The 20468-nt window shown below is 72.3% G+C and carries 17 protein-coding genes and 1 pseudogene; 11 read left to right on the top strand and 7 right to left on the bottom strand.

What is annotated here, in order from left to right; translation table 11 throughout:
• Positions 1–30: 30 nt before the first annotated feature.
• Together ACZ79I_RS18665 and ACZ79I_RS18660 are read right to left on the bottom strand one after the other, a co-directional pair.
• A complete protein-coding gene (locus tag ACZ79I_RS18665; RefSeq protein ID WP_471498647.1) occupies positions 31–2214 on the bottom strand; it encodes an MMPL family transporter in 2184 nt (727 codons plus the stop codon).
• A gap of 535 nt (positions 2215–2749) precedes the next feature.
• Positions 2750–3310 (bottom strand): annotated as a pseudogene (locus ACZ79I_RS18660) (TetR/AcrR family transcriptional regulator); the annotation flags it as partial.
• Between the two features lie 53 nt (positions 3311–3363).
• On the opposite strand from ACZ79I_RS18660, the gene ACZ79I_RS18655 reads away from it, so the two are divergent.
• A complete protein-coding gene (locus tag ACZ79I_RS18655) occupies positions 3364–3630 on the top strand; it encodes a hypothetical protein (protein WP_471498646.1) in 267 nt (88 codons plus the stop codon).
• 43 nt (positions 3631–3673) lie between these two features.
• On the opposite strand, the gene ACZ79I_RS18650 is transcribed toward ACZ79I_RS18655, so the two are convergent.
• From ACZ79I_RS18650 to ACZ79I_RS18635, 4 genes are all read right to left on the bottom strand, one after another.
• Positions 3674–4324: a hypothetical protein gene (locus ACZ79I_RS18650; protein WP_471498645.1), complete on the bottom strand. Its 651-nt coding sequence runs from the start codon at positions 4322–4324 to the stop codon at positions 3674–3676.
• 68 nt (positions 4325–4392) lie between these two features.
• Complete coding sequence (locus ACZ79I_RS18645) at positions 4393–6813, bottom strand: glycosyltransferase (RefSeq protein WP_471498644.1); 2421 nt, start codon at positions 6811–6813, stop codon at positions 4393–4395.
• A gap of 32 nt (positions 6814–6845) precedes the next feature.
• On the bottom strand, positions 6846–7535 hold the full coding sequence (locus ACZ79I_RS18640) for a GntR family transcriptional regulator (protein WP_471505055.1): 690 nt from the start codon (positions 7533–7535) through the stop codon (positions 6846–6848).
• Between the two features lie 108 nt (positions 7536–7643).
• Complete coding sequence (locus ACZ79I_RS18635; RefSeq protein ID WP_471498643.1) at positions 7644–8999, bottom strand: aminotransferase class III-fold pyridoxal phosphate-dependent enzyme; 1356 nt, start codon at positions 8997–8999, stop codon at positions 7644–7646.
• Positions 9000–9076: 77 nt separating this feature from the next.
• Here ACZ79I_RS18635 and ACZ79I_RS18630 point away from each other — a divergent pair, with 77 nt between their 5' ends.
• Entirely contained in the window at positions 9077–11569 is a 2493-nt protein-coding gene (locus ACZ79I_RS18630; protein ID WP_471498642.1) for a protein kinase domain-containing protein, read from the top strand.
• 27 nt (positions 11570–11596) lie between these two features.
• Here ACZ79I_RS18630 and ACZ79I_RS18625 read toward each other — a convergent pair whose 3' ends face one another.
• Positions 11597–12337, bottom strand: a complete 741-nt coding sequence (locus tag ACZ79I_RS18625) for an SLATT domain-containing protein (protein WP_471498641.1) — start codon at positions 12335–12337, stop codon at positions 11597–11599.
• Positions 12338–12648: 311 nt separating this feature from the next.
• Between ACZ79I_RS18625 and ACZ79I_RS18620 the strand changes: the two genes are divergently transcribed.
• From ACZ79I_RS18620 to ACZ79I_RS18580, 9 genes are all read left to right on the top strand, one after another.
• The gene (locus ACZ79I_RS18620) at positions 12649–12990 is read left to right on the top strand and encodes a YbaB/EbfC family nucleoid-associated protein (protein ID WP_381084394.1); all 342 of its coding nucleotides are present in this window, start codon (positions 12649–12651) and stop codon (positions 12988–12990) included.
• A gap of 115 nt (positions 12991–13105) precedes the next feature.
• Positions 13106–13705, top strand: coding sequence for a recombination mediator RecR (gene recR, locus ACZ79I_RS18615; RefSeq protein ID WP_351223105.1), 600 nt, complete (start codon positions 13106–13108; stop codon positions 13703–13705).
• On the top strand, positions 13698–14357 hold the full coding sequence (locus tag ACZ79I_RS18610) for a DUF5063 domain-containing protein (RefSeq protein ID WP_471498640.1): 660 nt from the start codon (positions 13698–13700) through the stop codon (positions 14355–14357). Before recR ends, ACZ79I_RS18610 begins: the two co-directional genes overlap by 8 nt.
• Positions 14358–14449: 92 nt before the next feature.
• Entirely contained in the window at positions 14450–15259 is an 810-nt protein-coding gene (locus tag ACZ79I_RS18605) for a helix-turn-helix domain-containing protein (RefSeq protein WP_471505052.1), read from the top strand.
• Positions 15256–15444 (top strand): DUF397 domain-containing protein, encoded by a 189-nt coding sequence (locus ACZ79I_RS18600; protein ID WP_471498639.1) that lies wholly within the window; start codon positions 15256–15258, stop codon positions 15442–15444. The genes ACZ79I_RS18605 and ACZ79I_RS18600 overlap by 4 nt, the downstream gene beginning before the upstream one ends.
• A gap of 210 nt (positions 15445–15654) precedes the next feature.
• A complete protein-coding gene (locus tag ACZ79I_RS18595; protein ID WP_471498638.1) occupies positions 15655–16947 on the top strand; it encodes an aspartate kinase in 1293 nt (430 codons plus the stop codon).
• Between the two features lie 40 nt (positions 16948–16987).
• Positions 16988–18055, top strand: coding sequence for an aspartate-semialdehyde dehydrogenase (locus ACZ79I_RS18590; RefSeq protein ID WP_471498637.1), 1068 nt, complete (start codon positions 16988–16990; stop codon positions 18053–18055).
• A gap of 505 nt (positions 18056–18560) precedes the next feature.
• Complete coding sequence (locus ACZ79I_RS18585) at positions 18561–19157, top strand: SigE family RNA polymerase sigma factor (RefSeq protein WP_471498636.1); 597 nt, start codon at positions 18561–18563, stop codon at positions 19155–19157.
• Positions 19154–20443, top strand: a complete 1290-nt coding sequence (locus ACZ79I_RS18580) for a hypothetical protein (RefSeq protein WP_471498635.1) — start codon at positions 19154–19156, stop codon at positions 20441–20443. Before ACZ79I_RS18585 ends, ACZ79I_RS18580 begins: the two co-directional genes overlap by 4 nt.
• The last annotated feature ends 25 nt before the right edge of the window (positions 20444–20468 follow it).

Raw genomic sequence — 20468 nt, 5'->3', positions numbered from 1 at the left:
GCGAGGTCACCGCCGCCGGGTCCGGCAGCGTCAGTCGTGGGCGAAGCGGATGTCAGGCAGGACGCGCTGCAGCCACGCCGGGCTCCACCAGGCCGCACGTCCCGTCAGGCGCAGCAGCACCGGCAGCAGGACGAGGCGGATCAGGACGGCGTCCAGCAGGACCGCGGTGCCGAGCACGATGCCCATCTCCTTCGGCGGGAGCGGCCCGGACAGCGCGAAGGTGTAGAAGACCGCGACCATGACGGCCGCCGCGGCGAAGATCACCCGGCCGGAGTGGGCCATCGCACCGACCATCGCCTCACGTGGCTCGCCGCTGCGTTCGAAGTGCTCCTTCGCCGACGCCAGCAGGAAGACGGTGTAGTCCATCGCGATGGCGAAGATCATCGCGAAGAAGAACACCGGTGCCCAGCCGTCCAGGAAGCCCTGCGAGGTGAACCCGAGCAGATCGGCGCCGTGTCCGTCCTGGAAGATCAGGCGGGCCGCGCCGAAGGCGGCGCCGGTGGACAGCAGGCTGGCCACGGTGCCCAGCGCGGCGATCAGCGGGGCCTGCAGAGCCACCAGCAGCAGCAGGAAACCGAGCACGAGGATGATGCCGATGACCATGGGCGTCTTCTGCGTGAGCAGGTGCTGCAGGTCGAGGTTCTCCACTGCGGCACCACCGACCAGGCTGCCGTGCGGCAGGTCGGCCCGCAGCGCGTGCACCGTCGTGGACAGCGCGGGGTCGGAAGGGTCGACCTTCGGGACGGCCTGGACCATCGACCAGCCGGAGCGGTCCGGGGCGGCCTGGGGCGGCAGCACGGCCGCGATGCCCGGCGTCGCCTGCGCCACCTTCGCGGCGTCGGCCGCCGAACCCGAGGGGACGGCGATCTGCAGGGTGCCGGGGGCGCCGGCGCCGAAGGCGTCCTGAACGGCGGTGTAGCCGACCCGGGCGGAGGCGTCCGGGGGCAGCACATCGATCGACGGCATGGCGGTCCGCAGCCCGATGACCGGGGCGGCCAGCACGACCAGCACCGCCAGGGCAGCGGCGCCGTACCTCAACGGGTGCCGCCACAGGCGCTCCCCCCAGGCGGCGAACTGCGGCGAGCGGTGCTCGCCGACCCGCACCCAGGGCAGCGCCAGCGCGTCGACCCGGTGTCCCAGCTTGGCCAGTACCGCGGGCAGCAGTGTCAAGGTGGCGGCCAGTACGAACGCCACGGCGAGCATGATGCCGCCGGCCATGGAGCGGAACGCCGGAGACGGCACCAGCGTCACCGCGGACAGACTCACCAGCACCGTGGCGCCGGAGAGCAGCACGGCCTTGCCCGCGGTGTCCATCGTCTCGGCCACCGCCTCGATGGTGCTCAGCGAACGGCCGATCCGCGCACCGCGGAACCGCATGACCATGAACAGCGCGTAGTCAATGCCGAGGGCGAGGGCGAACATCATCGCGAAGTTCATCGCCCAGATGGACACCGGCGTCAGATGGGTGAGCAGCACCAGAGACCCGGCCGAGGCGGCCAGCCCGGCAATGGTCAGCAGCAGCGGCAGCCCGGCGGCAACCAGGGAGCCGAAGGCCAGCACAAGGATGAGCAGGGTCACCGGCCAGGACAGGATCTCCGACTGCATCATCGCGTCGTGGTTGGCGGCGTTGAAGTCGCTCCACAGCACGGACGCGCCTGTGGCGTGGACGGTGACGCCCGCCCCGGACAGGGCGGCCAGCGGCCCCTTCAGTCCGTCGGCGGCGCGCACCATCGTGTTCGGGTCGTCCCCGGCGCCCGCCAGCAGGATCGCGGTGTGCCCGTCCGGGCTGATGGTCGCTCCCGGCTGCGGCGGGACGACGGATCCGATCCGCGAGTCGGCCCGCACGATGTCACCGGCCCGGCTGATCACCCGCTGGACGGCCGGGTCGCTCACCGGCCGGTCGGCGTGCACCACGACCTGCAACGCCGAGGAGGCGTTGCCGCCGAAGTGCCGCTGCGCGATCTCGCGCACGGCGACCGACTGCGAACCGTTCGCCTGCCAGCCGGCGCCCGACAGCGCCGACTCGACGCGCGGCGCCAGCGCGCCGAGTACGGCCACCGCGGCGATCCATAACAGGACGACGGTCTTGACGTGGGTGGCCGACCAGGTGCCGAGGCGGCCGAGCGGGCCGGGGAGGCCGGGTGGATCGCCCTGTTCGGGGGATCGGCGCCGGTCGAGTTCTTGGGTGGTGCTGCGTGAGGGTGCAGGCGTCATGTGCTACTCCTTTTGTCAATACCCCCGGGGGTATGAGGGCTTGTGGCAAAAGGTAGCCAGCTGAGGTTTCCGATGTGTTTCGCCATTTTCATGATCTATCGGAATTGGAGGTGACAATATGTGATCAGAGCTGGTCAGTGAGTGGTGGGCCGACCCGGAAGCCGGGGCGCGGTCCATACCCTGCTCGGGCGTGTCGGCGGTGGGGACCGACGGGGCCCTCTGCCCGAGTGAAGTTGAGAACTTGGGGAAGGGCTCGGCTCGTCGGCCGGGAGCGGGAACAGGCGTCGGCGGAGGGACCTGTGCACAGCGGTTGCAGCGGGTCGGGCGTCGTTCGTGGTGGCGCCCCGAGTACACCCCGACCCTTTCGCGGTGAGGAGGGATGCAGCCCTCGCGCCGCCGGACGGTGGCTCGTGGGGGCGGGCCGCGTCGGATCAGCCGTCGGCACGTCCTGCCCGGACGGCGTCCGGCGCGGAGCACGCGGAGGACCCGTCGGGTACCGGCGGATCAGCGACAACCGGAGCCGTCGGGCGCGGGGTCAGTCCGTGCCGGGTGGGCCGGCGCAGTCAGGGCAGGCAGGCGGGAGACCGAGGCACGCGTGCGCGGCGAGGCTCACCCGCCGGTCGATCTCCGTACGATCGGCGACCGGATCCGAGGACTCCTGTGGTGGGACGAGCGCGTACGGCAGCGCCGTGGTGAACACGGCGAGCGTGACCGTGTCCTGCTCGGCGCCCCAAGGCAGGTGTCCGGTCACGTGCTCGCTCAGCCACTGCCACCCTGTCTGGTGCCACACGGTGTCCGGGCGCAGCACGGCGGCGTGCATCAGCCCCGGGTCGGTGCGGGCCATGGTGCCGATGACGGGGTGCTCCCGCAGCAGACGGGCCGCACGCACGACGAAGCGGACCGCGGTGCAGCGGGGCGGCAGCCGGCCGGGCACCTCACGGGCCAGGTGCAGCAGGCGTTTCAGCTCGTGCAGCGTGGCCTGTCGGATCAGCGCCTGGGGACTCGCCCAGTTCCGGTAGAGGTACGCGCGATTGGTGCCGGCCAGTCGGGCGATGTGCGCCACGCCGGTGCGCCGGGGACCGTACTCGGCCAGCGCATCGAGAGTCGCGCGGCGACCGGGGCCGCACCCTGGCCGACCGCCTCGCGCGCATGACCGGCGGAGCCCCTGGCCCGGTCATCGAGGAGGACAACGGACGACGTGCCGTCTACTTCCTCGTCCCGGTCGGCAGTACGTCCCACCGTTCCTGGCCCGACACGGTCACGCGCCTCACCGCCGGGCCGAACCACACCTCGTACATCCCCATCCCGGCGCTGGGCGGCCTGGCCTGGCCCCTGAGCTGGCGCTACCGCCCTGCGGCGGCCGGCCACCTCGTCCACACGCTGCTCCTGCGCACCGCCCTCCACACTTCGGAGTGAAACGCGCGGGCTCCCGCCGGGAAGACCCGGTTCCCGACCGGTCTCAGCTGAAGACGATCATCGAGCCCTGGGCCAGGCTCCGCGTCGCCGCCGCGTGCAGGCCCAGCCACACGTGCCGTTCGCGGGCGAAGGGGCTCGGGTCGTACGGGGCGGGCAGCGCGGGTTCCTCCAGCGCGGTGGGCGCGAGCGGGGGGTCGGGGGCGACGGGCGGGTTGGCCGGGTCGATGCCGATCGACGGCGCCACCAGCTCCAGCTCCCGCAGCAGCGACTGCGACGAGCCCAACGGGCCGCCGCTCGCAAGGAGTTCGTCGTCGGACAGGGGGTGCGGGAAGTCCACCGGGACGTAGGCGCCCGCGTGGTCGTAGTGCCACACCAGGTGGGACTGCTGGGCCGTCGACTCGAACATCTCCAGCAACTGCTCGTAGTCCCCGCCCAGTTCGTCGATGGGGGTCACGGCGAGACCGCAGACCTGGAGCAGGTAGGCGCGGCGCAGGAAGTGCAGCGCGTCGTAGTCGAAGCCCGCGACCGGCGCGACATCGCCGGTCAGCCCCGGCATGTACTGGTACACCGGTACCGGCGGCAGCCCGGCCTCGCCCAGCACCTTGTCGTAGAGGGCGAGTTCCTCGGCGAAGGGATTGTCGGGAGTGTGGCACAACACGTCGACGAGCGGGACCAGCCACAGGTCACAGGCCAACAGTAAGCTCCTCGGTCATCGGTGTGGTGCAGGCAGCGTAGTGGTGGTGGGCGTGAGGGCGCGGTGCCTCAGCCGTGCAGGTCCCATACCCACACCCCGCCGACCCACGTACCCGGCCGCCCCACCAGCTTGTCCACGGTCTCACGCAGCTTGTCCTGGTACTGCTGCGGGGGCAGCACCAGCACCCCAGCCTTCCAGTAGGCGAAGTCCCGGCGCGCCTGCGCCTGCCAGTTCTCGCCGATCACGGGGGCCACGCCGGTGAAGCTGATGTCGCGCAGCATGTTCGAGGTGTAGCGGGGCGAGGCGCCGTAGATGCCGGTGCGCTCGCTGCTGTAGGGGCCGTTGAAGTAGCCGCCGGGCAGCTTGAACTCCAGGCCCGCCGCGGTCTGCCAGTGCAGTGCCTCCGCGTTGCCCGAGTCGGGCAGCGGAATGGGCACGAGCGTCTCGTCCCTGCCGACGTACGACTTCCACGTCCCGTCCGTGATGAAGGCCGGCACCGGAGCGCGTTCGACCGCCCTCAGCGGCGCCGGAACGATCGGGATGAGCGCGGCGGCGACCGCCGTCAGGCCGATGAACTGGTTGCCGATGCCCGGTGTGCGCACCAGCCGCTCGACCGCCACCGCCACCAGCATGCCGAGCACGGGCGCGCAGACCATGGCGACCCGGCCCTCGATGACCGACTCGAACAGGGGCTTGTCCGCGAGCAGCGCCCACGGGCCGGGGACCGTGGCGTGGGTGAGCGGGATCTGGAAGCGCGGGCCCAGGGAGAGCAGCCCCGCGGCCACCGCCGTGAACGCCAGCGCCCTGACCAGGGCGCGCTCCCACAGCCGGACCACGATCGCGAAGGCCAGGGCCGCCAGCGGCCAGCCGTAGAAGGCGTTCTGCTCGGTGGGGTTGAGGGAGAGCGCGTTCGCCACCGCGTCGTCGCCGGCGACCAGGGAGCGTCCGGAGAAGGAGAACAGGGCCAGGGGGCTGTTGCCCGCCCTGTCGCCGTGCAGCACGCTCTGGTAGCTCTGCGGGCCGAAGAACTGCCAGTACAGGGGGAGTGCGACGAGCGGCAGGCACACCCCCGCGCCGATCGCCAGGCCCTTCAGCAGCGGGCGCCAGGCCGCCCTCGCCACGTCCCTGCGTACGACCGCGTAGGCGCCCGCGAACAGCACCATGCCCAGCGACGCCAGCAGCAGCGGTTCCTCGCCGAGGAAGATCTGGTACGCCGTCATCAGCCCGAGGACGACGCCGTCCCGGACGACCCGCGCGCCCGTGCACAGCCGCAGCACGCGCTCCACGATCAGCGGGATCATGAACAGGACGACGAAGTTGGGGTGCGCGTTGGCGTGGCTGACCATCGGGGGCGCGAACGCGGCGAGCGCCGCGCCGATGAAGGCCGCGCCACGGGTCGGCACCACCCGCTCGGCGATCAGCCGGTACCAGGCGGCGGCGGTGGCCGCGAGCCCGAGCGTCATCACCAGCGCGAGGGAGACGGCGGGGCCGAACAGCAGCGTGACCGGTGTGAACGGCACGGTCAGGCCGAGCATGACCGTGTTGGCCATGAGGTTCACGCCGTCGGGGAAGCCCTGGAGGGTGGTGAAGAGCGGGTTGCGCAGGTGGGCGACGTTGTCGGCCGTCACCGCGAAGAACCACTCCCACTGGTTCTGGTCCTGCAGCGAGTCCGGCAGGTAGCGGTGGTCCGGGCCCGCCCAGCGGCCCGAGTACAGGGCCAGCGACATCAGCAGGAAGGCGGCCACCGCGAGGACGTCGGCGGGGCGCAGGGAGCGGACCTTGAGCACGGTCAGCTCGGCCAGCACCCGGGCGTAGTCGAGGGCGTGCACCTTGGAGCCGGGCTGGTGGGCCCAGCGCACCGGCACCTCGGTGACCGGCCAGCCCGAGCGGCGGAAGTGCTGGAGTATCTCCACGTCGATGCCCCAGCCACTGAGCCGGGACGCGGCGAACGCCTCGCGGGCGCGGTCGCCGTCGAAGAGCTTGAAGCCGCACTGGGTGTCGTGGACGCCGGGCACGGCGATCCGGCGTATCAGGACGTTCCCGGCGCGCCCGAGCAGTTCGCGCATCCGGTGCTGGTGCCGCTCTATGGTCGCGCCGGGTACGGCGCGGGAGCCGATCGCCGCGAAGCGGCCCTCGCCCATCGCCTCGTCGAGGGCCGCCAGTTCCTCGATGGGGGCGGCCAGGTCGGCGTCCGTGACCAGGACGCGGCGGCCGTAGGAGGCGAGGACGCCCAGGCGCAGGGCGTTGCCCTTGCCGCGGTTGCGGGGGCTGGTGACGAGCCGCACGCGCCGCTCGCGGGCCGAGAACGCGGTGGCGATGTCCCGGGTGCCGTCGGTGGACCCGTCGTCGACGACGACGACCTCCCAGGTGCCGAAGCGGCCCTCGTTCGCGCTCAGGTACCCGGTGATGGCGTCGAGGGTGGGACGCAGCCGCTCTTCTTCGTTGTAGGCGGGGACGACGACGGACAGGCCGATGGAGATGGCAGGCATGTCCTCCATGACGTCCGCGGCCTCCACCGCGCTCATCGGGCGGCCAGGTGTTCGAGCAGAGCGAGGGAGTGAGCGTTGTACGCGGCCAGGACGGCGCCGGCCGCGTCGGGGTCGCGGCGGGCCAGGGCGTCGACGAGGCCGGTGTGCCCGGACCACAGCCGGCCCCTGAGGTCGGTGGCCCGGCGCAGGTGCTGGACGGCACAGACCCAGGACTGCACGCGCAGCCGGTGCAGGAAGTCGGCCAGGTAGGGGTTGCCGAACAGGGCGCTCAGTTCGCGCCAGAAGCGCAGGTCGTACCCGATGAGGATGTTCAGGTCGCCGGCCGCGGCGGCGCGCTCGGCCTCCTCGCCGCGGCGCCGCACCACGGCGAGGGCGGCGGCGCGGCGGGGGTCGTCCGCGGCGGCGCCCCCCTCGCCGTGCACGAGCCGGTGGAAGATCCCGTCGGTGACGAGGCTGCGGGCCTCGATCATGCCGCGGTAGTCGTCGAGGGAGTAGGCGTGGACCTCGAACCCGCGGTGCTGGACCGCGTCCAGCAGGCCCTGGGCCGACAGGTCGACCAGGGCCTCGCGCACCGGGGTGGCGGAGACGCCGTACTGCTCGGCGATCTCCTTCACCGTGAACTCCTGCCCCGGCTGCATCCGGCCGGCCAGCACCTCGTCGCGGAGCGCGTCCGCGATCTGCTGCCGCAGGGTGCTACGGGTAACGGCGCCATTGCCGGGCATGGTGGTGTGGGTCCCCCCATCCGCGTACAGGTACGTGTCGGACACATGTCTCTCCGAGCACGTCACCTTACGCGGTGGGGGTTGTGCGCGTGCCGCCGCACGCCTGGCTCACGCGGTGTACTCGTCCGCCACCGACAGCGCCGCGTCCAGGGCCGCGAGGCCCTCCTTGGCCTCCGCCTCCGTGATGGTGCAGGGCGGCACCACGTGGGTGCGGTTCATGTTCACGAAGGGCCACAGGCCGCCCGCCTTCGCGGCGGAGGCGAACGCGGCCATCGGCGCGGCCGCCTCACCGGCCGCGTTGTACGGCACGAGCGGTTCCCGTGTCTCGCGGTCCTTCACCAGTTCCAGGGCCCAGAACATGCCCACGCCCCGCACCTCGCCCACCGACGGGTGGCGTTCGGCCAGTTCGCGCAGACCCGGCTCGATGACCTGCGCCCCGACGACCGCGGCGTTCGCGACGACGCCCTCCTCGGCCATCACGTTGATCGTGGCGACGGCGGCGGCGCACGCCAGCGGATGCCCGGAGTAGGTGAGGCCGCCCGGGTAGGGCCGCTTGCCGAAGGTCTCGGCTATCGCACCGGAGATGGCGACGCCGCCGAGCGGCACATAGCCGGAGTTCACGCCCTTGGCGAAGGTCATGAGGTCGGGGGTCACCTCGAAGAGGTCCGCGGCGAACCACTCTCCGGTGCGCCCGAAGCCCGCCATCACCTCGTCGAGGACGAAGACGATCCCGTACTTGTCGCACAGTTCGCGGACGCCCGCGAGGTAGCCGCGCGGCGGGACCATGATCCCGGCGGTCCCGGGGACGGTCTCCAGGATGATCGCGGCGATGGTTCCGGGGCCCTCGAAGGCGATGGTCGTCTCCAGGTGCTCCAGCGCCCGCTCGCACTCCTGCTGCTCGGTCTCGGCGTAGAAGCGCGAGCGGTACAGGTACGGCGCCCAGAAGTGCACGACGCCCGCCGCGGCGCCGTCGGAGGCCCAGCGGCGCGGGTCGCCGGTGATGTTCACGGCCTGCTGGGTGCCGCCGTGGTACGAGCGGTACGCGGACAGCACCTTGGGGCGCCCGGTGTGGATCCGCGCCATGCGCACGGCGTGCTCCACGGCGTCGGCGCCGCCGTTGGTGAAGAAGATCTTGTCGAGGTCGCCGGGGGTGCGCTGGGCGATCAGCCGGGCGGCCTCGGAGCGGGCCTCGATGGCGAAGGCGGGCGCGAACGTGGTCAGGGTGGCGGCCTGCTCCTGGATCGCGGCGACGACCTTGGGGTGCTGGTAGCCGATGTTGGTGTAGACGAGCCCGCTGGAGAAGTCGAGGTAGCGGTTGCCGTCGTAGTCCCAGAAGTACGACCCCTCCGCACCGGCGACGGCGAGCGGGTCGATGAGCTCCTGCGCTGACCAGGAGTGGAAGACGTGCGCACGGTCCGCGGCCTTGACGGCGGCGCCGGCCTGGGGGCTGGGCTGAGGGGTCATGCGGGTGAGCGTAGATGTCCGGGATGCGGACGCGACATCGGCGTCCTGTCTGCGGTCGGGGCGGGAACGCGGACAGGTTGTCGAACATCTCCGGCGTCGCCCGCGCCATGGGCATCACCCGGCAGAGTGTGCAGCGCATCGCCGACCTCCTCGTCGCCCGCGGGCTCGCCGAGTACCGGCCCGACCCCGCCCACCGGCGCGCCAAACTCCTCGCGCCCACCGGGGCCGGGCGGGCCGCGGTCGAGCGGATCGGCCCCGGCCACGCCGCCCTCGCCGACCGGCTCGCCGAGGCCCTCGGGGACGCGGGGTTCGCCGAGACGGTCCGGGTCCTGGAGCGGCTGTCGGCGGCGCTGGACGGGCTCGCACAGGAGGACGAGGGGCCCGTTACGGAACCGTGGACCCCGCGCCGGCCGACTCCCCGTACGGCAGCACTATCCTCGGGCTGTCGCACAGGCAGGGGGGTAGGTGAGGCGGCGATGGACAAGCTCGGGGCCGGTGATCCGCAGAGGATCGGTGCCTATCGGCTGATCGCCCGGCTCGGGGCCGGCGGCATGGGCAACGTGTACCTGGCCCGCTCCGACCGGGGACGTACCGTCGCCGTGAAGCTCGTCCGGCGGGAGCTGGCCCAGCAGGAGGAGTTCCGGGCCCGCTTCCGGCAGGAGGTGCAGGCCGCGCGGCGGGTCGGCGGCCACTGGACGGCGCCCGTCCTCGACGCCGACACCGAGGCCGAGATCCCCTGGGTCGCCACCGGGTACGTCGCCGGGCCCACGCTCCAGACCGTGGTCTCGCACGACCACGGCGCCCTGCCCGAGCGGTCCGTGCGCATCCTGGCCGCCGGGCTCGCCCACGCGCTGCAGGACATCCACGCCGCCGGGCTCATCCACCGCGACCTCAAACCCTCCAACGTCCTCGTGACCATCGACGGACCGCGGGTGATCGACTTCGGTATCACCCGCGCCCTGGAGACGGTCACCGCCGCCGGGCTCACCCGCACCGGGGCGCTCGTCGGGTCCCCCGGGTTCATGGCGCCCGAGCAGGTGCGCGGCGACCGCATCACGCCCGCCTGCGACGTCTTCTGCCTGGGGTCCGTCCTCGCGTACGCCGCCACCGGCGTCCTGCCCTTCGGCACCGCCGACAGCGGGGTGCACGCCCTGATGTTCCGCATCGCCGAGGAGGACCCCGACCTGCGGGGCATACCCGAGGAACTCGCCGATCTCGTGCGGGACTGCCTGCGCAAGGACCCCGCCGCACGGCCCACCCCGGCACAGATCCTGGAACGGACGGGCGCCGGGGACACGGTCTCCGGCGGCCGCACCCGGGACCCCTGGCTGCCGAGCGCCCTGGTCGCCCAACTCGGCCGCCACGCCGTGCGGTTGCTGGACGCCGAGAACCCGGAGGAGGGGACGGGCCCGGCGGGCCCGGCACCCGCGCGGACCCCGCCGCACGCCGGCGGCCACGCCCCGGCCACCCCGCCTGCCGCGGCGGGCGCGGCGAGCACGCCGGGCCCCGGAGGACAGGCGCCCGGGGGCGCGGTGAACGGCGCCGCGGCCGGCTTCGGGCCCGGCGCCGCGGAAGCCGTCGACCTCACCAAGCGGCCCCCGGCGGACGCACCCGCGTCCCCCGGGCACGCCCCCGCGCCCGACGCCCCGGACGGAAGCACCCCGCCCCCGCCCGGCCCGCCCACCGCCCTCGACCGACTGCCCACCCAGGTCGTCGGCCCCGGCCACACCCCCGCGCCACCCGTCCACGGCCACCCGCAGCAGCACCCCCGGCCGTCCGCCCACGGCCACCCCCAGAACGCCGCGGGCTGGGCCGCCGCCCCGGCCGCCGCCCCCGGCCAGGGGCCCGCCCTCGCCCCCACACCGCCGTACGGCCCGCCCCCCTACGGCTCGTCCGCGTACGGCCCGCCCCCGTACGGCTCGTCCCCGTACGGCTCGTCCGCGCACGGGCCGTCTCCCTACGGCGACCCGGGTCCGCAGGCGCCCCCGCGCAGGAGCGGCCGCTCCACCGCCGTACTGATCGTGGTCGCCCTGGTCGTCGCGCTCGGCGCGGGCGGATCCGTGTACGCGCTGATGCGGGGCGGCGGGACGGGAACGGGTAACGGCGCCAGCCCCTCGCACACATCGGCGGCCGCGCCCACGACCCCCGGCCCGAGCACGCCCGCGCCGTCCACCCCGGCCGGTGAGAGCCCCGCCTCGCAGTCGCCCGCCGCCGGCACCGTGCCCGACGCCTACCTCGGTACCTGGACCACCGCCATCGACAACTCCACCGGCCACAACACCCGCCGCCTGGTCATCCAGCAGGGCGGGGTCGGCGACACGGTGCTCTCCCTGACGGCGGACGGCCCGACGGGCAGCGGCACGTACCACTGCGTCTTCCAGGCGAAGCTCGACCAGAAGCCCACGGCGGACGGGCCGTTGAGGATCGGTCCGTCGACGGTCACCGTCGGCGAGCCCGCGTCGTCGTGCACACCGGGCGCCGCGACCGAGCTGACGATCCTGCCGGACGGCCGCCTCAAGCGCGTGAACACGAGCAACGGCGACTCCCTGACGTACACGAAGGAGGGCTGACCCGGCTCGCGTGTGGCCGGCCAGCGGTCAACGCGCCTCGGGGGGCCGCTGCCGGGGCATGTTCGGCCTCGCCCCGGGCGGTGGCGCCTGCCTCCCCGGCACCGGTCCCTCCACCCGCTGCGGGCACACCCCCGCCGACTGGATCCCCAGCGGCGCCGACCCGGTACGGAACTCCACCATCCAGTCCGCCGTCTCCGCCCGCACCAGTTCCGTCACGTCCTCCGAGAATCGCCGCAGCACCGAGAGGCACCGCTCCGCCGCCTCCCCGGCGGTCCCCTCCGTCGGCCCCAGCACCTCGCGGACGTTCTCCGACGCCCAGTCGAACTGCAGCACCTGCAGCCGCCGCTGCACGGCCTGCGCCGTCGCCACGTCCCTCATCCACCCGGACGTCACCCCGAAGAACCGGTCCGCGGCCAGGCACGCCGCCCCCAGCAGCAGCGACAGATACGCCCACGGCACGGCCCCGTCCGTCACCCCGGCCAGATCGAGCAGCGGCAGCGCGGCTCCGCCCACGGCCCCGGCCACGGTGCCGGCGCGCAGCACCCGCGCCGCCCGCCGCTTGCCCGCCCGGTCCGCGAGGTACCAGGACGCCGTCTCCAGCGCCCCCCGCTCCACCCACCGGTAAAGCTCCTCCAGCCGCTCCGCGGGCTGCCCCCAGTCGCCGTGCGGAAACGGCCGCCCCACGAGGTCACCCGGCCGCAGCCCCGCCGCACCCTCGCCCCGCCCGTCCTGGCACGGACCCTCGGGCTGCATCTCCGGCTGACTCACCCGGCACTCCCTACCTAGCTACGACGATCCGCGACGCACACTCCGCGATGTGCTCGTGACGCATGGTGCTGAAGCGCCGCACCCTTCCTACCGCCCACCGGATGGCCGGACCCCGGGTTCCGCCGATTTTCCGCCCGGAAGTGGGGCTTGATCGGGGAGAGGACCACCGCCGATTTCACTCGGAAGAGTGCCGCCGTCGGCCCGGGCGAAGTCCGGACGGACTACCGCAGCGATCGTCCCGGTCACCACGTAGGCTCGTGCCAAGGCGGCAGAACCCCGCCCTGACAGCCGTACGAAACCAGGAGCTGATCGTGATTCCCGGTGGTGGCCAGCCCAATATGCAGCAGTTGCTCCAGCAGGCCCAGAAGATGCAGCAGGACCTCGCCGCGGCGCAGGAAGAGCTGGCGCGGACGGAGGTCGACGGCCAGGCGGGGGGCGGTCTGGTGAAGGCCACGGTGACCGGCGCCGGCGAGCTGCGCGCCCTGGTCATCGACCCGAAGGCGGTGGACCCGGAGGACACCGAGACGCTCGCCGACCTGATCGTCGCGGCCGTCCAGGCGGCCAACGAGAACGCGCAGACCCTCCAGCAGCAGAAGCTCGGCCCGCTGGCCCAGGGGCTGGGCGGCAGCGGCATCCCCGGACTGCCGTTCTGATCGCGACGGCCACCGGTCGTCCCTTCTAAGAAGGGCGAGCGCCAACTACCGTACGTACCAAGACAGCGAGCCCGGCCGGGCCAGGTGCCGGAGCTCCTCGGGAAAGGCAAGTCCGTTGTACGAAGGCGTGGTCCAGGACCTCATCGACGAGCTGGGGCGGTTGCCCGGCGTCGGTCCCAAGAGCGCGCAGCGGATCGCCTTCCACATCCTGCAGGCGGAACCGACGGACGTACGCCGGCTCGCCCAGGCGCTGCTCGAAGTGAAGGCGAGGGTCCGCTTCTGCGCGACCTGCGGCAACGTCGCGCAGGAAGAGCTGTGCGGCATCTGCCGCGACGCCCGCCGCGACCCGTCGGTGATCTGCGTGGTGGAGGAGCCGAAGGACGTCGTCGCGATCGAGCGCACCCGCGAGTTCCGGGGCCGCTACCACGTCCTGGGCGGCGCCATCAGCCCCATCGAGGGCGTGGGCCCGGACGACCTGCGCATCCGGGAGCTGCTCGCGCGGCTGGCCGACGGCACCGTCACGGAGCTGATCCTGGCCACCGACCCGAACCTGGAGGGCGAGGCCACGGCCACGTACCTCGCCCGCATGATCAAGCCCATGGGCCTCAAGGTCACCCGCCTGGCCAGCGGCCTCCCGGTGGGTGGCGACCTGGAATACGCGGACGAGGTCACCCTCGGCCGCGCCTTCGAGGGGAGACGACTCCTAGATGTCTGACGCCACGCTGCACTCCACGACGCAGGACCCGGACGACTTCGCCGTCCAGATCGCGGACCAGATCGAGAGCTTCCTGGTGGCCGTCACGGAGGTCGCCAGGGGTGACGAGCCGGACTCGGCCGTCCCCTTCCTCCTGCTGGAGGTGTCCCAGCTCCTCCTGGCGGGCGGACGCCTCGGCGCGCACGAGGACATCGTGCCGGAGGAGCGCTACGAGCCCGACCCGGGCCCGGAGCCGGACGTCGACGAACTGCGCGAGCGCCTCGCCGCCATGCTCGACCCGGTCGACGTCTACTCGGAGGTCTTCGACCCCTACGAGCCGCGCAAGGCCCCCGTCCCGGCCCGGATCTCCGACGACCTGGCGGACGTCATCACGGACCTGCGCCACGGCATGGTCCACTACCGCGCGGGCCGTACCACCGAGGCCCTGTGGTGGTGGCAGTTCTCGTACTTCTCCAACTGGGGCTCCACGGCGTCCGCGACGCTCCGCGCGCTCCAGTCCCTGGTCGCGCACGTACGGCTGAACCAGCCCCTGGAGGAACTGGACGGCCTCGACACCGACCAGGGCCTCGGCGACGAGATCCTCGCCGAGGAGGCGGGCAGGGTCATGGCCCAGGAGATCGCGAGGCCGCTGGGGCTGCGCCCGGTCAGGTAGGACGGGAGAGCCGTTCCGGTGACACAGCGGTGGGCGTCAAGCTACGCTCGGTAGCGGTCAAGGCTGTTGCCGATTCGCTGGAGGTGCGCGCCATGCCGGGCCGGAACAACTCCCAGCCACCCGTCGCCTGGCGCTACAGCGGCAACCAGATGAAACGCTGGCGCACCAAGGCGAACATCACGCGCGAGCAACTCGCCGCCGCCGCCAACTACTCCCTCGACACGATCGCGTCCATGGAACAGGGCGTCCGCATGCCGACGCCCCGGGTCCTCGACGTGGCGGACGAGTTGTGCCGGGCGGAGGGGCTGCTGAGCGCGGCGAAGGAGTACCTGCAGAGGGAGAAGTTCCCTGCGCGGGCGCAGGACTTCATGGAGCGGGAGAAGGAGGCGATCAGCCTTTGGTGGTACGAGACCACGCTCGTCCCCGGTCTGTTGCAGACGAAGGCGTATGCCCGGTCGCTCATCGAGAACCGCATCCCGCCTCTGGATGAGGAGACGGTGGAAGAGCGGGTCGCGGCGCGCGTGGAGCGGCAGTCGATCCTGACCGATCGGAAGCCGCCTGTCGGCCTGAGCTTCATCCTCTATGAAGCCGTGCTGCGCAGCCCCCAAGTGGACACCGAGCAACTGCGCCGTCTGCTGGAGGTGTTCGGTCTGCGGAACGTCGTGGTGCAGGTGCTTCCCTTCGAACGAGCCATCAGCGACGCGATCATGGGTCCCATGGTGCTGTTGGAGACCCGCGACCACGAACGATTCGCCTTCACGGAGGGGCCGTTCGCCAGCGAGCTTTCGGCCGATCCGGAGGTTGTCAGCCGTGTGACCGAGAGGCTTAGCATGATCCGCACGCAGGCTCTCGGTCCCGACGAGTCAGCCCGTTTCATCGAGCGGATGGTGGATCAGCTGTGAGCGACCGGTTGAAGTGGTTCAAGTCGAGTTACAGCGACAATGAGGGCGGAGCGTGCGTGGAGGTCGCCGTCCCCACCCCCCGAACCACCGTCCACCTCCGCGACTCCAAACTCCACGGCGGCCCTGTGCTCCGCATATCCGCCCCCGCCTGGACCGCGTTCCTCTCGCGCGCCTGCGCAGGGTGACGATGCCGTCTCGCCCCGCGCTGTGACATATCGCACGTTCCGAGTGCGCTGCCCCGGCTCGGGCATATGCGAGCCTGAGCGGCCGTGCCCCCGTGAGCGGGACATCTCACCATGCGGTACCCCGGAAGGGAAATTCGGTCGCTCGTTAGACTGAGCCGACCGCACTGCATGCGCAGGGGCGGGAAGAGACGGACTGAGCGAGGAGCGCACGTGGGCCTTGTCGTGCAGAAGTACGGAGGCTCCTCCGTAGCCGATGCCGAGGGCATCAAGCGCGTCGCCAAGCGGATCGTGGAAGCGAAGAAGAACGGCAACGACGTGGTTGTCGTGGTTTCCGCGATGGGCGACACGACGGACGAGCTGATCGATCTCGCCGAGCAGGTTTCCCCGATGCCTGCCGGGCGCGAGCTCGACATGCTGCTGACCGCCGGAGAGCGGATCTCCATGGCACTGCTGGCCATGGCGATCAAAAACCTGGGAAGCAAGGCCCAGTCGTTCACCGGCAGCCAGGCAGGTGTCATCACCGACTCGGTCCACAACAAAGCCCGGATCATCGACGTCACGCCGGGGCGCATCCGCACCGCGCTGGACGAGGGCAACATCGCCATCGTCGCCGGCTTCCAGGGTGTCAGCCAGGACAAGAAGGACATCACGACCCTGGGTCGTGGTGGTTCCGACACCACGGCCGTGGCGCTGGCCGCCGCCCTCGACGCCGAGGTGTGCGAGATCTACACCGACGTGGACGGCGTGTTCACCGCCGACCCGCGCGTGGTGAAGAAGGCCCGGAAGATCGACTGGATCTCCTTCGAGGACATGCTGGAGCTGGCCTCGTCCGGGTCCAAGGTGCTGCTCCATCGCTGTGTGGAGTACGCGCGCCGCTACAACATCCCGATCCACGTCCGCTCCTCCTTCAGCGGGCTGCAGGGCACGTGGGTCAGCAGCGAGCCACTCGTTCAAAAGATGCAGCAGCAAGGGGACAAGCACGTGGAGCAGGCCATCATCTCCGGTGTCGCGCACGACACCTCCGAGGCCAAGATCACGGTCGTCGGCGTGCCGGACAAGCCGGGCGAGGCCGCCTCGATCTTCCGTGCCATCGCCGACGCCGAGATCAACATCGACATGGTCGTGCAGAACGTGTCGGCCGCGTCGACCGGTCTGACCGACATCTCCTTCACCCTCCCGAAGACGGACGGGCGCAAGGCGATCGACGCCCTGGAGAAGGGCAGGACCGCGATCGGCTTCGACTCGCTGCGCTACGACGACCAGATCGGCAAGATCTCGCTCGTCGGGGCCGGCATGAAGACGAACCCGGGCGTCACCGCGGCCTTCTTCGAGGCGCTGAGCAACGCGGGCGTGAACATCGAGCTGATCTCGACCTCCGAGATCCGCATCTCGGTGGTGACGCGTGCGGACGACGTGCCGGAGGCGGTCCGCGCGGTGCACACCGCCTTCGGCCTGGACTCCGACAGCGACGAGGCCGTGGTCTACGGAGGCACCGGCCGATGACCCGCCTCCCCCGCGGGGGCCCGGGGCGCACGGGGCGCCGATGACGGCGCGGACCGGCAGGCCGACGCTCGCGGTCGTGGGAGCCACCGGGGCCGTCGGCACGGTCATGCTCAAGATCCTTTCCCAGCACGCGGACATCTGGGGAGAGATCCGTCTGATCGCCTCGCCGCGTTCGGCCGGCCGCAAGCTGACCGTGCGCGGTGAGCAGGTCGAGGTCATGGCGCTCGGCGAGGAGGCGCTGACCGGCGTCGACGTGGCGATGTTCGATGTGCCCGACGACATCGCCCGGCAGTGGGCGCCGGTCGCCGCCGCGCTGGGCGCGGTCGTGGTGGACAACTCGGGCGCGTTCCGGATGGACCCGGAGGTCCCCCTGGTCGTGCCGGAGGTCAACCCGCATGCCGCCCGGGTGCGGCCGCGGGGCATCATCGCGAGCCCCAACTGCACCACGCTCTCGATGATCGTGGCCCTGGGCGCGCTGCACGCCGAGTTCGGGCTGCGCGACCTGGTCGTGTCCTCGTACCAGGCCGTGAGCGGCGCGGGACGCGCGGGCATCGAGACGCTGCGGGCGCAGATGTCGCTGGTCGCGGGCACGGAGCTGGGCACGAACCCCGGCGATCTGCGGCGCGCCGTGGGCGACGGCACCGGGCCGTTCCCGGAGCCGGTCGCGCTGAACGTCGTGCCGTGGGCCGGGTCGCTGCGCGAGGACGGGTGGTCCTCGGAGGAGATGAAGGTCCGCGACGAGTCCCGCAAGATCCTGGGGCTGCCGGAGCTGAGGGTGGCCGTCACCTGCGTGCGCGTGCCCGTGATCACCACGCACTCCGCCACGGTGCACGCCCGGTTCGAGGGCGAGGTCACGGTCGACCGGGCGCGGGAGATCCTGGCGACGGCGCCGGGCGTCGTCCTGTGCGACGACCCGGCGGCGGGAGAGTTCCCCACACCGGCGGACGTGGTGGGCACCGACCCCACCTGGGTCGGCCGGCTCCGCCGCGCCCTGGACGATCCGACCGCGCTCGAACTGTTCGTGTGCGGGGACAACCTGCGCAAGGGCGCGGCGTTGAACACCGCGCAGATCGCGGAACTGGTCGCGGGGGAGCGCAGGGCGGCGTAGGGCGGCGTAGGGCGCCGCCGATGCCCGCGTCCCCGGGCCGGTGTCCCGCCCCGCCGGTGTCCCGGGGCCGAGAAAACATGCTGGCAGTGGCCGAATCCTTTGTAAGATCTGTTTCGGTCCTGTGGGCCGAGAAGGTCCGGACCAGTGGGACCGGGCCACTTGATCCGAAGCCGGTCGGCATTCGAAGATATTTCCCTCCCCGCCCCGCAACCACGCGCAGGGCGGGGAGCGTCTTTGCGGTCGCCCGTCGGGGGGCTGGGCGCCGTCGGATATGGGGCATAGGGGAAGAGCTGGTACGCATGAGGGCACTTGACGCACGGTTCCGTGTGCTGGGGGGCACACGGGAGGACGTGCAGCGGGATGTGCTGCTGCCTGACGCAAAAGTGATGCCTGTCGCGTACAACCCCGACGGGGGGATACGTGTCCAACTGGCGTGGCACAGGTACTCGAATTCACCACAGTACGGACACGGGGTGCGGCCCTTCGCCCGCCCCGGCGCCCCCGCATGTCCGGCGCGCCCGGCGGCCTGCCGGTGACCGCGCCCATGCCAGCAGCGCGGCCCGCCCGCATACCGAATCAGCGTGAGGCCGTCGACGGCACCACGGCCGTCGGCACCACGGTCGACCATCTGACCGAGACCTACCGTGCCCACTACCGCTCCCTCCTGGGTCTCGCCGCGCTCCTCCTGGACGACACCGCGTCCTGCGAGGACGTCGTGCAGGAGGCGTTCATCCGCGTCCACTCGGCGCGCAAACGCGTCCGCGACCCGGAGAAGACGCTCGCCTATCTCCGGCAGACCGTCGTGAACCTCTCGCGTTCGGCCCTGCGCCGCCGCATCCTCGGCCTGAAGCTCCTGACGAAGCCGATGCCGGACATGGCGAGCGCGGAGGAGGGCGCGTACGACCAGCTGGAGCGCGACTCGCTGATCAAGGCCATGAAGGGCCTGCAGCGCCGCCAGCGCGAGGTCCTGGTGCTGCGCTACTTCGCGGACATGACCGAGGCCCAGGTCGCCGAGACGCTGGGGATATCGCTGGGGTCGGTGAAGGCGTACGGTTCACGCGGCATCGCGGCGCTCCGCGTCGCCATGGGGGCGCCGGCATGAGCGAGTACGACGAGAGGCACACCGCCCCCTGGGAGCGCAACTCCCACGAGCGACACGAGCCGTACGCGTGGCACGAGCCGATGGACCGGCCCGCGCCCGATGAGGACGACCACGAGCAGCACGCTGGGAACGGAACTGTGAACCACCGCCCCGAAGACCAGGACCGGCCCGGAGCCGGCCCGGACCGCGCCGCTTCCGACCCGACCGCCGCGGACGGTTCCACCCGGGAGCACGACGGTCTCGGCACGGGACGGGACCGGCTCATGGGGGCCCTCGGGGCCTCCGGGGCCGGGGCGGGGCTGCCGGGGGACGGTTCGGACGAACCGGCGCTGCGGCGGATGCTGCACCAGGCGGTGCAGGACATCGAGCCGCGTGACGGCACCCTGGAGCACCTGCGGCGTGCGGTGCCCGCCCGGAGGGCCCGCAAGCGCCAGGCCGCGGTCGGCATGGCGGCCGCCGCCCTCTTCATCGGAACGGCCATCCCGGCCCTCATCCATGTCTCGGACGCCACCGGCTCCGACGCCGACCCGTCCATCGCGGGCGAGGCGTCGCAGGCCCAGGGCGGCACCGGCCAGGGCAAGAACCCGGACGGCGGACCCGGCGGCTCGGGCGGCTCCTCCGGCACCTCCAAGGACCAGACCTCGAACGGCCAGCAGGGCACCGGGGACAAGAGCAAGGGCGCGAGCAACGGGACCACCGGCGGCGCCGACCCCACGGCCTCCGCCGAGGCCGCCCCCGCGTGTACGGCGGACCAGCTCGGCGGCGCGACCGCCGCCGCGGGCACCCCGGACTCCACCGGCACGGTCTACGGCACCTTCCACGTCACCAACGTCTCCACCGCCAGCTGCACCGTCCCGGACGGCGGCAGCGTGACCACGGTGGCCCAGGGCGCGGCGGACGCGTCCAAGATCAGCGTCGTCAACCACGTCACGGGCGACGCGGCCACGGGTCTGCCCGACCCCGCCCAGTACGTCGCCTCGCTCGTGCTCAAGCCCGGCGGGGCATACGAGATCAAGTTCGCCTGGGTCCCGTCGCAGACGTGCCCCACCACGGGCGGAACGGGCGGCCCGTCCCCGGACCCGAGCCCCTCGACGACCACGACGGTCGGCGGCGCGACCACGACCGGCAGCGGCACATCACCCCAGTTGGTCAGGGAGGACGGCGTGGCCGACGGCAGCGTGGCGGTCTCCCACATCCCGGAGGCGGGCTCGGCGGCCTCCACGGCGACCATTCCCAACGCCTGCGCCGGGACGGTCTACCGCACCGGCATCCTGCCGGCGTCCTGACCGGCCACCCCGCCCACGCCCTCAC

The organism is Streptomyces sp. PSU-S4-23, from assembly GCF_055632315.1.
Note: the sequence above shows the minus strand (reverse complement) of the source record. Positions and strands in the feature narration are given on the sequence as shown.

Bases quoted from the DNA above. Each gene is read 5' to 3' on its own strand.
- ACZ79I_RS18655 (WP_471498646.1), top strand. From the start codon at position 3,364: ATGACCGGCGGAGCCCCTGGCCCGGTCATCGAGGAGGACAACGGACGA.
- ACZ79I_RS18645 (WP_471498644.1), bottom strand. From the start codon at position 6,813: ATGCCTGCCATCTCCATCGGCCTGTCCGTCGTCGTCCCCGCCTACAAC.
- ACZ79I_RS18580 (WP_471498635.1), top strand. From the start codon at position 19,154: ATGAGCGAGTACGACGAGAGGCACACCGCCCCCTGGGAGCGCAACTCC.
- ACZ79I_RS18665 (WP_471498647.1), bottom strand. From the start codon at position 2,214: ATGACGCCTGCACCCTCACGCAGCACCACCCAAGAACTCGACCGGCGC.
- ACZ79I_RS18590 (WP_471498637.1), top strand. From the start codon at position 16,988: ATGACGGCGCGGACCGGCAGGCCGACGCTCGCGGTCGTGGGAGCCACC.
- ACZ79I_RS18635 (WP_471498643.1), bottom strand. From the start codon at position 8,999: ATGACCCCTCAGCCCAGCCCCCAGGCCGGCGCCGCCGTCAAGGCCGCG.
- ACZ79I_RS18610 (WP_471498640.1), top strand. From the start codon at position 13,698: ATGTCTGACGCCACGCTGCACTCCACGACGCAGGACCCGGACGACTTC.
- ACZ79I_RS18605 (WP_471505052.1), top strand. From the start codon at position 14,450: ATGCCGGGCCGGAACAACTCCCAGCCACCCGTCGCCTGGCGCTACAGC.
- ACZ79I_RS18640 (WP_471505055.1), bottom strand. From the start codon at position 7,535: ATGCCCGGCAATGGCGCCGTTACCCGTAGCACCCTGCGGCAGCAGATC.
- ACZ79I_RS18585 (WP_471498636.1), top strand. From the start codon at position 18,561: ATGTCCGGCGCGCCCGGCGGCCTGCCGGTGACCGCGCCCATGCCAGCA.